This is a genomic window from Mesorhizobium erdmanii USDA 3471, from assembly GCF_000472705.1.
Classification (GTDB): Bacteria; Pseudomonadota; Alphaproteobacteria; order Rhizobiales; family Rhizobiaceae; genus Mesorhizobium; species Mesorhizobium erdmanii.
Window position 1 is genome coordinate 1 of the sequence record NZ_AXAE01000012.1, and the last position, 14,630, is coordinate 14,630.

Genomic DNA, 14,630 nt, shown 5'->3' on the forward strand with positions numbered 1-14,630 from the left:
AATCTACGTCTCGGCCACGCTGGCAGGCGAGCCGATTGCCATCGAAGAGACTGAGAACGGCGAATGGGCGATGCGCTTCTATGCCCATCCGCTCGGCTTCATCGACCACAAGCACATGAAACTGGTTCGCCGAAGCGCCACACCAACCAAACCGCCTGGCGCGGCGGCGAACCCATCATAAGGGGGAGAACTGTTACCCATGTATCCGGTTCAAACTGGTACCCATCTATCGGCTGGACACAGGCGGATGAGGGGCGGCGCCGACGCTTGCCATTCATTCATGTTCTGATCATGCGATTGAAACGAAGCGACCGCACATGGCTTTGTCGCTCTTCTCCTTGCCAAATGGCAAATGCATGCTATATCTCTGCCAATAGGGTGAGCAAAATGCAGCTTGAGGCGATCGTCACAACGCCGGCCACGGTCGGGTCGGCCATTTCGGAAGAAGAGGCGGGCGCGCTCGCGCGCACCACGGTCAATCTGTTCAAGGCGTGGGGTCTCACCGACCTAGAGGCCTGCATCCTGCTCGGCGGCATGTCGGCCCGTACCTGGGCGCGCTGGAAAGAAGGTGGCATCGGCCGGATCGACCGCGACCTGCGCACCCGCATGGCGCATCTGATGGGCATCCACAAAGGTTTGCGCTATCTCTTCACCGAGCCGGCGCGCGGCTATGCCTGGATCCGCAAGCCCAATGCCACTTTCGGCGGCCAGTCGGCGCTCGACCTGATGCTGCGCGGCGAAATTTCTGATCTTGCCGCCATGCGCGAATGGCTCGACGCGGAGCGTGGTGCATGGTGAGTGGGTTCGCGGTGCGGCGCCGCGTCCACTGGCACCAGACCTTCCGCATCATCCGCTCCATCCATCCGCCGATCGACCTGTTCGAGGACATAGCCGATCCGCGCGACTGGGAGGCGCTGGCCGCGGTCGAGGAGAAGACCAACCCGCGCATCCGCCTGGAGATCGGCGACCTCGGCAAGGTCGCGGCGGCAAGGCGGGTGTCCGGCCCGGGCGCCAGCTTCGTCATGGCGCCCTTCGTGCATTGTTCCGTCCTGCGGCCAGGCCGCTTCTCCGATGGCAGCTACGGGCTCTATTATGCCGGCGACAGCGAGGATGTGGCGCTGGCCGAGACCATCCACCACCATCAGAATTTCATGCGTGCCACCAATGAGGATCCCGGCTGGACGGCTGACTTTCGCGTGCTGATCGGCAGCGTCGACCGCGACCTCGATGACGTCAACGCCGTGCCCGGCGTGCTCGACCCCGACGACTACACCGCCTCGCAGGCGGAGGGGCGGGCGCTGCGGGCGCAAGGCAGCGACGGGCTTGTCTGGAACAGCGTGCGCATGCCGGGCCGGCAATGCATCGGCATCTTCTGGCCCGACGTCATCCCCGTCCCGGTGCAGGGCCGGCATTACTCCTATCACTGGGACGGCAAGCGTGTGGATTTCGTGCGCCAGCACGATACGGGCAAGGTGCTGGCAGTCTCCTGACGGGATAGCGGCGCATTCGTTGCAGAGGCCGGCGCCCGGCGGCGCTATTTCCGGCTTCTTGCCGCTCGCAGAGATCAACGTTCTCCAATCGCCCTCAACAATGGCATGGATTTCCTGCCATATCGTCTCTACCCGATCTATATATCTGATAAGATCGATGCAGGGCGAAGATGGACAACGACATCATATTGAAGGCGCTGGCGCATCCGTTTCGGCGCGATGTGCTGGCGTGGCTGAAGGAGCCTGAGAAGCACTTCGCCGCGCAGGCGCATCCGCTCGAGATGGGCGTCTGCGCCAGCCAGTTCGACCATCGGGGCCTGGCGCAGTCCAGTGTCTCGGCGCATCTGGCGACGCTGGCTTCTGCCGACCTCGTGACGACGCGGCGGGTCGGCCAATGGGTGTTCTACAAACGCAACGAAGAAACCATCGCGGCCTTCCAGGCCGCCCTGTCCGGTCTCTGACTATCCTCCCCATCCTCCCCCCAAGTGCATGAAAGGCATTTTCTCATGGCTACCCTTTTTGATCCCCTGCGGGTCGGCGACCTGGCGCTGGCGAACCGCATCGTCATGGCGCCGCTGACGCGCAACCGCTCGCCCAATGCGGTGCCTGGCGACCTGTCAGTAACCTATTACAGCCAGCGCGCCACCGCCGGGCTGATCGTGACCGAGGCGACCGCCATCAGCCATCAGGGCCAGGGCTATGCCAACGTGCCCGGTCTCTACGGGGCCGACCAGCTTGCCGGCTGGAAGCGTGTCACCGACGCCGTTCACAAGGCCGGCGGCAAGATCGTGGTCCAGCTCTGGCATGTCGGGCGCATCTCGCACGATTCGCTGCAGCCGGGCGGCGGCAAGCCGGTGTCGGCGTCCGCGATCAGGGCAAAATCCAAGACTTTCCTCGTCAAGCCGGATGGCAGCGGCGAGTTTGTCGAAACCTCCGAGCCCCGCGCACTTGAGACGGCCGAAATCCCCGGCATCATCGATGACTATCGCCGCGCCGCCAAGGCCGCGATCGAGGTGGCGGGTTTCGACGGCGTGGAGATCCATGGCGCCAATGGCTATCTCATCGACCAGTTCCTCCGTTCGGGCACCAACCATCGCACCGACAATTATGGCGGCTCCATCGAGAACCGGACGCGCTTGCTGTTCGAGGTGGTCGATGCCGTCACGGGCGCGATCGGCGCCGGCAAGACCGGGATCAGGCTGTCGCCGGTGACGCCGGCCAACGACACGTCGGACGCCGATCCGCAGCCGCTGTTCAACCACGTGGTGGCGGGCCTCGGCAGCCGCGGCCTGGCCTTTATCCATGTCGTCGAAGGCGCGACCGGCGGCGCGCGCGACTTCAGCCAGGGCGACAAGCCGTTCTCCTATGCCGAGCTCAAGGACAGCTATCGCAAGGCTGGCGGGCAGGGCGCCTGGCTGGTGAACAATGGCTATGACAAGCAATTGGCTGAGAAGGCTGTCGGCGACGGTTATGCCGACCTTGTCGCGTTCGGCAAGCTGTTCATCGCCAATCCGGACCTCGTCAGCCGCCTGAAGCAGAATGTCGAATTGAACGTTCCGGACAATGCAACGTTCTATGGCGGCAACGCCAAGGGCTATACGGACTACCCGACGGCGGCCTGAGCCGTCCATCCGGGACAGGCGTTCGCCTGCCACAGGAGAAGAGCAGCCGGCTCCCATGCAGGGGGCCGGTTCGGTGTGTTGCCACGCGACCGGATTGAAGATCCGGCCGAGACTTTCCGGCGCGCACCGTGGTCGAGATGAGGCGCGCGGCCACGTTGCTTGCGTGGCGGAATTGGGTCCTGAGCGGATTTCTTTTGCGCTGTGACTTGCGGCGATCAGGAATTTGCCTGATCAAGTCGCCATAAGGCTGACAATCCGCAAGTGTGATCCAGATTCTGCTGACATGATGCTTCATAGGTCTCGGCGCCTGATCATGCCTGCGCGGCGCGCGCTTGGCAGTCTCGCCATTCTGCTTGCACTCGGTGTTCCCGCTTTGGCCGGCAGCCTCGAGGACTGCGCCAACGACAAGCTTGTCACCGCCCAGCGGATTGCCGCCTGCAAGAGCGTCATCGACGACAAGGCGACGACTCCGAGCAACCGGGCCCTGGCCTTCTTCAACCGCGCCAACGCATTGGCGGACAAGGGCGCGTATGATCTTGCCATTGCCGACTATGGCGAGGCGATCAAGCTTGACCCGAAAGACGCCGACGCCTTCAACAACCGTGGCCTGGCCTGGGGCCAGAAGAAGGACTACGACCGCGCCCTGGCCGACTACAGCCAGGCCATCATCCTCAATCCGCAACTCGCTGTCGCCTACGGCAACCGGGGCCTGATCTGGAACGACATCAAGCGCGACTACGTCAAAGCCATCGCCGATCTCGACAAGGCGATCAGCCTCGACCCGGCAAACAGCTCCGCCTACAACAACCGCGGCAATGCGTTTCTGCGAACCGGCGACTACGACCAGGCCATCACCAGTTACAGCCAGGCGATCTTTCTCGATCCGCAATACGCCGATCAATATTTCAACCGTGGACTTGCCTGGGCGCACAAGGGCAATGACGAGCGCGCCATCGCCGACTATGGCCAGGCGATCAGCCTCGACCCTAAGCATGTCAGTGCCTGGCGCCGGCGCGGCGATGCCTGGACCAGGAAGGGCGACCCTGATCGCGCCATCGCCGATTATGGCGAGGCCATCAGGCTCGACCCCAGGGATGGCGAGACCTTGCGACAACGCGGCGGTGTCTGGCGCGACCGCAAGGACTATGATCGCGCCATTGCGGATTACGGCCAGGCCATCGATATCGATGCAAGGGATGCTTTGGCCTATAATGATCGTGGCTGGACGTGGTCGCTGAAGAAGGACCCGGACCGCGCCATAGCGGATTTCGACAAGGCGATCGGCATCGATCCGTCCTATGCCAGGGCCTACAACAATCGTGGCCTGGCGTGGTCCGACAAGGGCGATCTCGACCGTGCCATAGCGGACTACGGCCAGGCGATCGCCATCGATCCCAAATATGCGCAGCCTTACGACAATCGCGGCCTGGCGCTGATGGACAAGGGTGAGTACGACCGTGCGATTGCCGATTACAATGTGGCGATCCTCATCGATGCCGGTTATGCGCGGCCTCACAGGAACCGCGGCGCCGCCTGGGCGCGCAAGGGCCAGTTCGGCTATGCGATGGCGGACTATGACATGGCGATCACGCTCAGCCCGGACTACGCCAGCGCCTATGTCGGCCGCTGCCGCGTCTGGATCTACGAGGCGCGATACAACCGTGCCTTGACCGACTGCGATCAGGCGATCCACCTCGACGCCAACTACGCCACCGCCTATGAGACGCGCGGCCTCGCCAATATCTACAAGAGCGCCTACAGCGACGCTTTCGCCGACTACGATGAAGCGGTGCGCCTCAGCCCGAAATATGCCGGCGCCTATCAGAGCCGGGGCATCGCGCAGTTCTATCTCGGGCCGCCGGCAAGCGCGCAGGCCGACCTCGAAATGGGCGCCCGGATGCGGCCGAAGGATGCCTATTTTGCGATCTGGGCGGATCTTGCGCGGCGTCGCAACGGGCAGCCGAGCGTTCTGCGCGACGCCAAGCTCGACATGACGAAATGGCCGGCGCCGCTGGTGCGCATGCTGCTGGGCGACGAGACGCCCGAGGCGGCGCTCGCCGCCGCCGACAATCCCGACGCGGCGAAGCAGAACGAGCAGGTCTGCGAGGCGAATTTCTACACCGCCGAATTCTTGCGGCTGCAGCACCGCGACGAGGAGTCCCTGCGGCTCTACCGGCTGGCGTTGCGCGACTGTCCCCGGGACTTCATCGAAATCACCGCCGCAACCAATGCGCTGCATGTCATGGGCAAGGCGCCGTAGAGAGGGTTCATTGCTTCGTGAGAACGCACCGCGCCGTGGCATTTGACGAAAGACATGTGGTCGATGGCGCCGTCCAAGGAGAAATGGCAGTGGCAGGCCGTCTTGTCGGCGACTGGAAAGTCCGCCGCACCATGATCGATTTCCTCGCCGGTGCGACTTACCGTTTCAGCGGCGAGGCCGTGGTCACGGCGGACGCTTTCACCGAGCATGGCACGATGCGGAGCGGTTCGCGAGAAATGCCGGCAAGCCGGCGCTATCGGCTCGAGCCGGGCGAGGGGGCGATGCGCATCCTTCATGCCGACGGCCGCGATTTCATCGCGCTCGGACCGGAGGCGGCGCAGACCGTCCGCCATCTCTGCGGCGCCGATCTCTATGTCGGGCGCTTGTTCTTTCGCGGGCCGGATGAATGGGCCGAGGCGTGGCGGGTCAAAGGCCCGCGCAAGAACTACGCAAGCCTTGGCAGGTTTTTCCGCCGGTAAGATTTGCGGCTCGCGATAACCCCGAGATCACCTGGAAGTGGTTGGAAGCAATGTTCGGCCACAGCTAGAAGCTTCAGGCGGGGGCCGGCTGAAGTACTTGGCCGGAATCGGACGGGGAGGTATTAGATGAACAGGGGCGAGTTGGTCGCGCTGGCCCGCAAATGGCGCTGGCCTATCAGGCTGGTGGTCATCGTCGCCGGGGTGGCAATCGCGCGTTTTTTCCCGGCTGACGCGAACTATACCGATTGCATCGGCCAAAAGGTCGACACCGACCGGCAGATCGAGGCCTGCACGCAAGTCATCGCGCACGATGCCGCCGACAGGCGCGGCGTCGCTTATTTTATGCGCGGCAATGTCTGGGAATCAAAGGCGGACTACGACCGGGCCATGGCCGACTTTGACCAGGCGATTGAGCTCGATCCGAAAAACGGCAAGGCGTTCTATGACCGAGGCCTGGCATGGCAGCACAAAGGCGACAATAATCGCGCGATGGCCGACTACGACCACGCAGTCAGCCTCGATCCAAAAATTGTCGATGCCTACAACAATCGAGGCCTGGTGTGGGTTGCCAGGGGTGACAATGATCGCGCCATCGCCGAGTACGACCATGCGATTGGCCTCGATCCGAGGCATGCGATTTCCTATTACAACCGGGGCATCGCATGGGCAAACAAGGGCGACAATGACCATGCTATTGCCGACGATGATCAGGCGATCAGTCTCGATCCGAAATTCGCCGCTGCCTACAGCAATCGGGGTCTGGTCTGGGCCAAGAAGGGCGACTACGATCGCGCCATTGCCGATTACGATCAGGCAATCGACCTCGATAACCGGGATGCCGTCTTCTATACGAACCGGGGCATAGCATGGGGGCGGAAGGGCGACAGCGATTACGCCATCGCCGACTTCGACATGGCGATCGGAATCGATCCGAAATCTTCGCTCGCCTATTTCAACCGCGGCTTGGCGTGGGCACACAAAGGCAACAATGACCGGGCGATTGCCGATTACAGCCAGGCGACCAGCCTCGATCCACGTTCTATAATCGAGGCCTGATCTGGGCTGCCAAGGGCGACCACGATCGCGCCATTGCCGACTATAGCCAGGCCGTGAGCCTCAATCCGAAATTCGCCAACGCCTACAACAATCGAGGCCTTATGTGGGCCACCAAGGGCGACGATGAGCGCGCCACGGCCGATTACGATCAGGCTATCAGCCTCGATCCAAAGCGTGCCATCTTCTATTCGAACCGGGGCCTGGCGTGGGCACGGAAGGGCGACAATGACCACGCCATCGCCGACTACGACAAGGCGATCAGTCTCGATCCTAAATCTTCGCTCCCTTATCTCAACCGGGGCATTGCCTTGGCAAAAAAAGGCGGCAACGACAAAGCCATTGCCGATTTCGACCAGGCGATCAGTCTCGATCCGAAAAATGAAAAAGCATTCTTCAGCCGAGGTCTGATCTGGGCTGCCAAGGGCGACCACGATCGCGCCATTGCCGACTATGGCCAGGCCGTGAGCCTCAATCCGAAATTCGCCAACGCCTACAACAATCGAGGCCTTATGTGGGCTACCAAGGGCGACGATGAGCGCGCCACGGCCGATTTCGATCAGGCGATCAGCTTCGATCCCAAGAATGCCGTCTTCTATTCCAACCGAGGCCTGGCGTGGGCACGGAAGGGCGACAATGACCAAGCCATCGCCGACTACGACAAGGCGATCAGCCTCGATCCTAAATCTTCGCTCTCTTACCTCTACCGGGGCGCGGCCCGGGCACGTAAAGGCGGCAATGACCCGGCGGTTGCTGATTACAGCCGGGCGATCAGCCTGGATCCGAAGAGTGACTCCGCCTATTTCTACCGGGGGACCGTCTATTTCTATTCCGGTGCGCCGGCCAAGGCGCGGGCCGATTTCGAACAGGCGGCCATACTCAAGCCCGACTTTGCCTATTACGCGATCTGGCTGGACCTGGCCCAGCGGCGCAGCGGCGCGGGCAGCCATCTGCAGGGCTGGATCGGCAAGGTCGACATGACGAAATGGCCGGCGCCGGTGATCCGCATGCTGCTTGGCGAGCAGACACCAGCCGATACACTCAAGGCAGCCGAAGATCCTGATGCGTCCACGAAAACCGGACAGGTGTGCGAGGCCAATTTCTATACCGCCGAACTCAGCCGGCTGCAGGGACAAAGCGACGATGCGCTGCGGCTCTACCGGGCCGCCATCAGCGGATGTTCCAAGAAATTCGACGAATACAGCGCGGCCAGGGCCGCGCTGCGCGAGTTGGGCGTATCGCAGTAGTCAACCCATGTTGCACGGTGCCGACCAGGCCGGCGGCCAGCAGCTTTGCCTGCGGCGTCAGGACGTCGAAGCTTCGGGCGCACAGGTTGAGCTGACGTGTCGCCCAGTCGTCCGTCAGCCGCAGGCTGCGCAACGTGCGGGCGGAACGGCGCGCGGCACTTTCGGGCACGATGGCGATGCCGGCGCCTTGCGCGACCAGCCGGCAGACATCGTCGAGGCCGGGCACGCGGATGCGCATGTGCAGATGGCCGCCGAGCCTGGCCGCCTGGTGGGTGACGTGCCCCTGCAGCGGATGACCGAGGCTGGCTTCATCTCACTCGGCGATCGACCTGATAACCCTCGCCGGATTTCCGCCGACAAGCGTGTTCGGGGGAACGTCCTTGGTCACCACCGACCCCGCCGCGACAACCGCGTTTTCGCCGACCGTCACGCCGCCGATGACCGTTGCACCGGCGGCTATCCAGACGTTGCGTTCGATGACGATCGGCCTTGCTGTGGTGAAGGCGCGCCGCCGCGACGGTTCGAGCGGATGGCCCGAGGTGATGAGGCTGACATTGGGCCCGATCAGCACGTCGTCGGCGATGTCGAGCCCGCCGAGATCATAAAAAGTGCAGTTCTGGTTGATGAAGACATTGCGGCCGACGCGGATGTCGGCGCCGCCGGTGGCATAGAAGGGCGGGATCAACAGAAAGCTGCCGTCGACTTGCCTGCCGATGAGTTCGCTGAACAGGGCGCGGACTTTGTCCGCGTCGTTGAACGTCAGGCGGTTGAGACGGGCGGTGATCGTCATCGCCCGTTTGACATCCGCCAGCATGGCGGCCGATTCCGGCGTTCTCCCGGGGATCATCCTGGTGCGATCCGCATACGCCATTCGTGGCTTTCCTCCGGGCACGATCGAACGAATTACCGACACATGCCGGATTCTGCCTCCGACCGCCAGGGTCTGGAGACCCCCAGCAGCGCCGCAGGCGGTTAAAGCGTTGCTATCGCCCTGGCAATCGCCGCGAAAGGCAGGACCAGCGACAGCGGCGCGTCATCGAGGCGGACCGCACCGTAACCCTCATACCAGCTCGCAGCTTGCTCACCCTTGGCATCGATAAGCAAAGCAACGCCGCCGACTTCCTCCGCGACTGCCATGCAGCGCTTCCCGGCGGCGAGCAGCAAACCGCCGCCGAGGCCGCGGCCTTGTATCGTACGATCCACCGCGAGCCGACCCAGACGGTAGACCGGCACGTCATAGCGACCAAGGCCGCGTCTGGCGATTGCCGGTGTCCGGGCGAAGTCGATCGAAGCCGGGCTGAGACAATAGAAGCCGAGGATGTGCGAAGGATCTTGCGCCGTCACGGCAACGAAAGTTTTCGCGCCACCGCTTTCATGGTTTTGGCGGGCGAAGCGCTGCAAATAGGTGTTGAGGTCCGCGTCGCCGCAGTCGAAGGCGACACGGTCATGCTGTTTGCCGATCGGCTCTTCTCGCCAAGTTGTGGCGCTCACGCGAGCGTCTGGCCGGCCTTGGCGGCGCGGATGAGGCGATTCGTCGGGGAAGGCGGGTTTTCGAGCAGATCAAGGATATGCAAGCTGTCCCGTTCCGACAGCGCAAGATGTTCCGCGCGCTCGATCGTGGTCTGGGCGTCACGCAGTGCGGAGCGCGTAATGAATTCGGTCAGGCCGACATTCGACAAGGCCGCCGCACGAGCGATCACGGCTTTCGCTTCGGGCGGAATCCGGAAATCGATTCGACCGTTGTCACCGACGTTGCGGGGCATGGGTATCTCCTTTGCCCTTGATATACAGTACGGATTGAATCCGTACAAGATCAACCCTGTCGCATTGACCATACCGCCATATGACGAGCGCGCCGGGTCAATCCACTACCGCACCACCAGTACCGGGATCGCGGTGTAGGACAGCACTTCCGCCGTCTGGCTGCCGAGAAGCAGCCGGCCCAGTCCGCGGCGGCCATGGGAGGCCATCACGATCAGGTCGCAGCCTCGCGCCTGCGACAGTTCCAGGATCGCTTCGGCGGGGCGTTTGTCCTCGACATGCACAAGCTCGGCGGACACGCCGGCGGCGTCTGCCGATGCCTTGCATTTGGCGAGCACCTCCTTGCCGTATTTGCGCGCCTCTTCCTGGTAGATGGCCAGTTCATCGCCAGCCGCGTAGCCGGCCATGGCGCCGCCCCATGCCAGCGTCGGGAATTGCTCCGAAACGGTGACGAAGGTGACGGTGGCGCCGATGCCTTTTGCCAATGCCAGGCCATGGGCAATGCCCTTGTCGGCCAGTTCCGATCCGTCGGTGGCGATGAGCAGATGTTTGTACATGATGACCTGACCTGTTGTGCGGGCTGCCTGAGCACGGCCCCTTGATGAGTATAGACCAAACATAGGTACGTCCCGCGCGCATTCATTGTGCCAATGCGGAGCGGATCAGGGCCAGCCCGACCGTTAACCGGTATCGCTGATCGGCGCGCTTTGTGGCGCCAGAAGTGTATCGTTTTAATACAATCCCCAATTGGTGGACTCGGGTGACAGATCGGCAGTTAATTTCTCCGTCGGCCGAAAAGGAGGGTGAAGGCCGCGAACCGGGAGGAAAGGATGTCGGTACAGAAAGAAGATTATCGAACGAACAGGGCCGACTTTGCGATAGCTGCAACGCGTGGCCAGGCAGTGTCCGACGATGGCGAGCGCGACGAGCCGCTGGCAATGCGCTACAAGTCGGTCTGGCCTAGAGATCGGCGATCCGCCAGATTGCCCGCAAATCCGGCGAAAAGTTCGTCAGGACCGAGAGCAGGACCGCGCCGTTAGCGCCTGTCATTCGCATGAAACCAGCTGTGCGCATGGAATAGTCCCGCCGACCGAGCACGCGGGGCGCCGCAGCGCGCCGGAGAACACCGCAAAGGTTGTCCTGCCTTACGAATTTGTATGTTCGTGGCGATGCGGCGGTAAGCTCGATATCCGACATTGGCCGCCTTTGATCGAGGCGTCCGACCGAGAATGCAAGCATGACGACTGCCACAGGCGCTCTGCGGCCACCACGGCCAACGGGTTCACAAAAGCGGTCGCCCTCCAGGTTTCGGCGTCAGTTGAACCGATGGGTGCATGCAACCAAGTGGTCGGCGCTTCAGTGGATGTTCCAGCGCGATATTGCCGCCATCCGATCCGCGCTCGGTGCTGAGCCGTTTGCCCCAATCCTTGCCCAGTATCCCAACATTGCGCTGAAGCCCGTTCGCCCGTACCTCGCGACCAGTCTGAAACGTATCCATCGCGCGATTGCCGTCGTTGGTCATTACACCGCGGCGGCGCGTCTCTTGACGGATACCGCCTTGATCGAAAGCCACACTCGGGGTCATCGTCTTTTGGCTCTGCCGACCGTTGCCGGTGAGGTCACGGTGGAACTGACGGGCCAGGCAGGTTTGCACCGAGAGGGGGAGTGGCGCCTTCTCCTCTTCCTGCAAGGCCGTCCTGTTATCGAAATGGGTCTCGCGATCGTGGACCGGCCGCTTCTTCAGCTCGGCGGCAGTGGCGAGGTTCTTTACATTGGCGCTCTGAAGTCGACGTCGACCGGTGCGCAAGGTCTCGAGGATTCCCGGATACTGACCAAGGCCGTGGAAGGTCTGCGACCGAAAACGCTGCTGCTCCTGGTCGCCCAGACGCTGGCATCCTCACTCGAACTCCGTGGCCTTGTCGCGGCATCGAACGCTGGCCACGTCTTTTCGAGCGACTATACCCTGCGCCGCCGCGTCACAGCCGATTACGACAGTTTCTGGGCAGAGTCCGGGGGTCGCCCAGTAGGTAGAACAATGTATGCCTTGCCCCTCGAGAAGGCTCAACGCGATCCGGCCGGCTACAAGCCGAACAAGCGGGCGCTGGTACGCAAGCGTCAGCGCCTCGAGGTCGAAATCGCGCGTCATGTCAGCCAGGCCGTCAGGCCGCTATTGCGGAGCTGAGCGCCTCGGCGGCGTCCTTGATGCCAATCAAAGGCCGCGGGAGGGGGAACTCAAGCCGATATCAGGGCAGTCCTCGATGTCAGGCCGGTCCTCGATATCAGGCCGGTCCTCATGGGCCAGTCAGTCGCAGCCCGCTGTCAGCCGCGCGGTCACCTGTCCGCAAACATTGCCGGACACAAACGATTGGCCGCCGAGCATGCCCGGCGGCCGATCTTGAAACGGCATGACGCCAAAGCGTAGATTAGAACGGTGTCGCGGGCAGCGCCTGGGTGCCTTCGAGTTTCACGGACTGGAGTTCGTTCGCGTTATAGCCAAGAGCCCGCAGGATGGTGGGCGCAACCTGCGTCGTCTGCACCAGGGCTGGCACCGATGCCGACTTGAGCGAAGGACTGCTGATAAGAAGCGCCACGTTGCGATCGTTCGCATTGGCGCCGCCGTGCTCGGCAATCTTGGAACCGGATGTGTAGACCACACCAGGGTTGACCGTGGCTATGAAGTCCGGCGTACGGCTGTCCGTGGCCGGATCCTGATAGGCGAGCGCGAGGGCGTTCGGCGTCTGGATCTGGGCGATGCCTTCGGACTTACTCGATTTCTCGAGATAATCCTGCGCCGCCGAGAGGTTCTTGACCCTGTCTTGCGGTTTGAGCCAGATCAGCGCGGCGTCGTCGGCGATGTGAAAGGCATAGCCCGGCGTCTTCGTGTATGGATCATCGTCCAAAGGCTGGAACGTCGCCGGATCGATGGGCGACTGGCCATGCTTCGAGGCAAGGATGATCAGGGTCGAACTGGCGAGGTGGTTGTCCTTGAGTGCGACCATCAGTTCGCCAAGAGCGCCGTCCACATAGGCGAGTTGCCCGGCGAGACCATTGCCTGGCGCACCGCTGGCATCCAGATAGCCGCCGACCAGGCCGGCCTCGTCGCCAGGGCCAGCCTTGGGAAGCTTTTGCCCCACGCTCACCGCCTGGAAATTCATCCCGAAAAGCGTGGGAACCGCCGCCGCATGCGCGCCGGTGCTGTCGAGGCCCTTGATTTCGTTGATCACCGCCTTGACCCGGGCTTCGTCAAAATCGCGCTCGGCCTTGAAGCTGCCGGTCGTCTTCACCTTCGTGCCGGGAATCAAGCTGTCCTGTTCCAGGGCGTAGAGGTCGTCGACGCCTTTGCCCGAAGGTCCGTTCAGCCATTCGTAGGCCGGATGCTTGTCGGACCAGGCCGTGTGGCCGCCATGAGCTTTCACGATTTCGAAGACGTTGTTGACCCGCACGAAATCATGCGGATAGACCACCGAGCACTTGCCGTTGACAAGCGTCATCGGCAGCTTTGCCGGGTCGATCTGGCTGCGGAAATCGCCTGGCTTGCCGCCGGCATCGAGGCGCTTCGAATCGACGTCGATGTTCTCGGCGAAGGCCACCTCCGCGCCCGCCTCGCCCTTGCAATCCGAAGCCGGCGCGAAATAGGTGCGGTCATAGCTGTCGTCGTAGAACACGCCTGTCGATTTGGGCGTACCGCCGGTCACCTGTGCGACAAAACCGGGGAATGAGTCGGACGGGGCGCTGGTGAGTGCGTTGGGATAGAAAATCCCCGTATGGGCCAGCGCGGCGAACGAGCTTTTCGGATTGGCGGCGACATAGTTCGCCAGATCGAGCGCATGAAGCCCGTCGACGCTGATCAGCAATACGTGCTTGTAGGGTGCGGCGATTGCGCTGGAATCAGACAGCGCGCCAGCCAATGCCGCCGTCAGCGTGCCCGCCGCCAGCGCCAGAGATAGTGTTTTCATTAAGTGTCCCTCGTCTCACAGTTCGCGATGGACAAACGTAGACGTGCGGACATGACAGGTTCATGAAAACGCGATGTCAGGGACCTTACGGATTGGTAAGCCAGCCGGGGGCCTTTCACTGTGCGGTGCGGCCCGTTACAGCTTGGCCAGAGACATCGAAAGGCAGCCCATGAGCAACGCATATCCGCAAATCCACCTGGTCCGGCATGGCGAGACGGCGTGGAGCCTTTCGGGGCAGCACACCGGCCGCACCGACATGCCGCTGACGCCGGCCGGCGAGGCGGCCGCGCGGGGCGTCGCGCAGCGGCTCGAGGGCCTGTCGTTTTCGGCCGTGTGGTCGAGCCCTTCGCAACGCGCCTACAACACCAGCGTGCTGGCCGGCTTCGGTGCGGCAAGCACCAAAATGGACGATCTGCAGGAGTGGGATTACGGCGCCTATGAGGGGCGAACAACCAATGAAATCCTGGCCGAGCGGCCGGGCTGGAACGTCTTTCGCGACGGCTGCCCGCAAGGCGAGATGGCCGCCGATGTCGGCGCCCGCGCCGACAGGATCATCAGGCAGCTTCGCGAAGCCGGCGGCTCGATCCTGATCTTTTCCAGCGCGCATTTCCTGCGCGTGCTCACCGCCCGCTGGCTCGGCCTGCCGCCGGAAGGCGGCGCGCTGTTCGTGCTCGACACGGCCTCCATCAGCGTGCTCGGCTACGAGCATGACCTGAGCGAGCCGGTCGTGCGCAAATGGAACCTGAAATAGGGCGGACGCAC

Annotated in this window: 16 protein-coding genes and 1 pseudogene; 11 read left to right on the plus strand and 6 right to left on the minus strand. The window is 62.8% G+C overall.

Features of this window, described 5'->3' with window-relative positions:
* The 9 genes and pseudogenes from A3AU_RS01000000135005 to A3AU_RS1000000137225 all read left to right on the plus strand — a co-directional run.
* Positions 1 to 181 (plus strand): annotated as a pseudogene (locus A3AU_RS01000000135005) (integrase); the annotation flags it as partial.
* Between the two features lie 206 nt (positions 182 to 387).
* A complete protein-coding gene (locus tag A3AU_RS0107195) occupies positions 388 to 798 on the plus strand; it encodes an MbcA/ParS/Xre antitoxin family protein (RefSeq protein ID WP_027052197.1) in 411 nt (136 codons plus the stop codon).
* Positions 792 to 1,490, plus strand: coding sequence for an RES family NAD+ phosphorylase (locus A3AU_RS0107200; RefSeq protein ID WP_027052198.1), 699 nt, complete (start codon positions 792 to 794; stop codon positions 1,488 to 1,490). The genes A3AU_RS0107195 and A3AU_RS0107200 overlap by 7 nt, the downstream gene beginning before the upstream one ends.
* Positions 1,491 to 1,660: 170 nt before the next feature.
* The gene (locus A3AU_RS0107205) at positions 1,661 to 1,951 is read left to right on the plus strand and encodes an ArsR/SmtB family transcription factor (protein ID WP_027052199.1); all 291 of its coding nucleotides are present in this window, start codon (positions 1,661 to 1,663) and stop codon (positions 1,949 to 1,951) included.
* 45 nt (positions 1,952 to 1,996) lie between these two features.
* Positions 1,997 to 3,112: an alkene reductase gene (locus A3AU_RS0107210; protein ID WP_027052200.1), complete on the plus strand. Its 1,116-nt coding sequence runs from the start codon at positions 1,997 to 1,999 to the stop codon at positions 3,110 to 3,112.
* 313 nt (positions 3,113 to 3,425) lie between these two features.
* Entirely contained in the window at positions 3,426 to 5,372 is a 1,947-nt protein-coding gene (locus A3AU_RS01000000135010) for a tetratricopeptide repeat protein (protein WP_161633496.1), read from the plus strand.
* A gap of 89 nt (positions 5,373 to 5,461) precedes the next feature.
* On the plus strand, positions 5,462 to 5,851 hold the full coding sequence (locus A3AU_RS01000000135015) for a DUF6314 family protein (protein ID WP_154674537.1): 390 nt from the start codon (positions 5,462 to 5,464) through the stop codon (positions 5,849 to 5,851).
* Between the two features lie 183 nt (positions 5,852 to 6,034).
* Positions 6,035 to 6,907 carry a tetratricopeptide repeat protein gene (locus A3AU_RS1000000137220; protein WP_161633497.1) on the plus strand — a complete coding sequence of 291 codons (873 nt, stop codon included), beginning with the start codon at positions 6,035 to 6,037 and terminating at the stop codon, positions 6,905 to 6,907.
* Complete coding sequence (locus tag A3AU_RS1000000137225) at positions 6,907 to 8,151, plus strand: tetratricopeptide repeat protein (protein WP_272481085.1); 1,245 nt, start codon at positions 6,907 to 6,909, stop codon at positions 8,149 to 8,151. The genes A3AU_RS1000000137220 and A3AU_RS1000000137225 overlap by 1 nt, the downstream gene beginning before the upstream one ends.
* Here the strand turns inward: A3AU_RS1000000137225 and A3AU_RS1000000137645 are convergent.
* The 5 genes from A3AU_RS1000000137645 to A3AU_RS0107245 form a co-directional block, all read right to left on the minus strand.
* On the minus strand, positions 8,075 to 8,440 hold the full coding sequence (locus A3AU_RS1000000137645) for a LysR substrate-binding domain-containing protein (RefSeq protein WP_272481086.1): 366 nt from the start codon (positions 8,438 to 8,440) through the stop codon (positions 8,075 to 8,077). The two genes, A3AU_RS1000000137225 and A3AU_RS1000000137645, sit on opposite strands and share 77 nt — an antisense overlap.
* A gap of 24 nt (positions 8,441 to 8,464) precedes the next feature.
* Positions 8,465 to 9,022 (minus strand): sugar O-acetyltransferase, encoded by a 558-nt coding sequence (locus A3AU_RS0107230; protein WP_027052201.1) that lies wholly within the window; start codon positions 9,020 to 9,022, stop codon positions 8,465 to 8,467.
* A 101-nt stretch (positions 9,023 to 9,123) separates the two neighbouring features.
* A complete protein-coding gene (locus A3AU_RS0107235) occupies positions 9,124 to 9,642 on the minus strand; it encodes a hypothetical protein (protein ID WP_027052202.1) in 519 nt (172 codons plus the stop codon).
* Positions 9,639 to 9,914 carry a type II toxin-antitoxin system TacA family antitoxin gene (locus A3AU_RS0107240; protein WP_027052203.1) on the minus strand — a complete coding sequence of 92 codons (276 nt, stop codon included), beginning with the start codon at positions 9,912 to 9,914 and terminating at the stop codon, positions 9,639 to 9,641. The genes A3AU_RS0107235 and A3AU_RS0107240 overlap by 4 nt, the downstream gene beginning before the upstream one ends.
* 105 nt (positions 9,915 to 10,019) lie before the next feature.
* Positions 10,020 to 10,469: a universal stress protein gene (locus tag A3AU_RS0107245; protein ID WP_027052204.1), complete on the minus strand. Its 450-nt coding sequence runs from the start codon at positions 10,467 to 10,469 to the stop codon at positions 10,020 to 10,022.
* A 680-nt stretch (positions 10,470 to 11,149) separates the two neighbouring features.
* Here A3AU_RS0107245 and A3AU_RS0107255 point away from each other — a divergent pair.
* Positions 11,150 to 12,094 (plus strand): VirK/YbjX family protein, encoded by a 945-nt coding sequence (locus A3AU_RS0107255; RefSeq protein WP_081709457.1) that lies wholly within the window; start codon positions 11,150 to 11,152, stop codon positions 12,092 to 12,094.
* 241 nt (positions 12,095 to 12,335) lie between these two features.
* On the opposite strand, the gene A3AU_RS0107265 is transcribed toward A3AU_RS0107255, so the two are convergent.
* Complete coding sequence (locus A3AU_RS0107265; RefSeq protein WP_027052207.1) at positions 12,336 to 13,868, minus strand: alkaline phosphatase family protein; 1,533 nt, start codon at positions 13,866 to 13,868, stop codon at positions 12,336 to 12,338.
* Between the two features lie 169 nt (positions 13,869 to 14,037).
* Between A3AU_RS0107265 and A3AU_RS0107270 the strand changes: the two genes are divergently transcribed.
* Complete coding sequence (locus tag A3AU_RS0107270; RefSeq protein ID WP_027052208.1) at positions 14,038 to 14,619, plus strand: histidine phosphatase family protein; 582 nt, start codon at positions 14,038 to 14,040, stop codon at positions 14,617 to 14,619.
* The last annotated feature ends 11 nt before the right edge of the window (positions 14,620 to 14,630 follow it).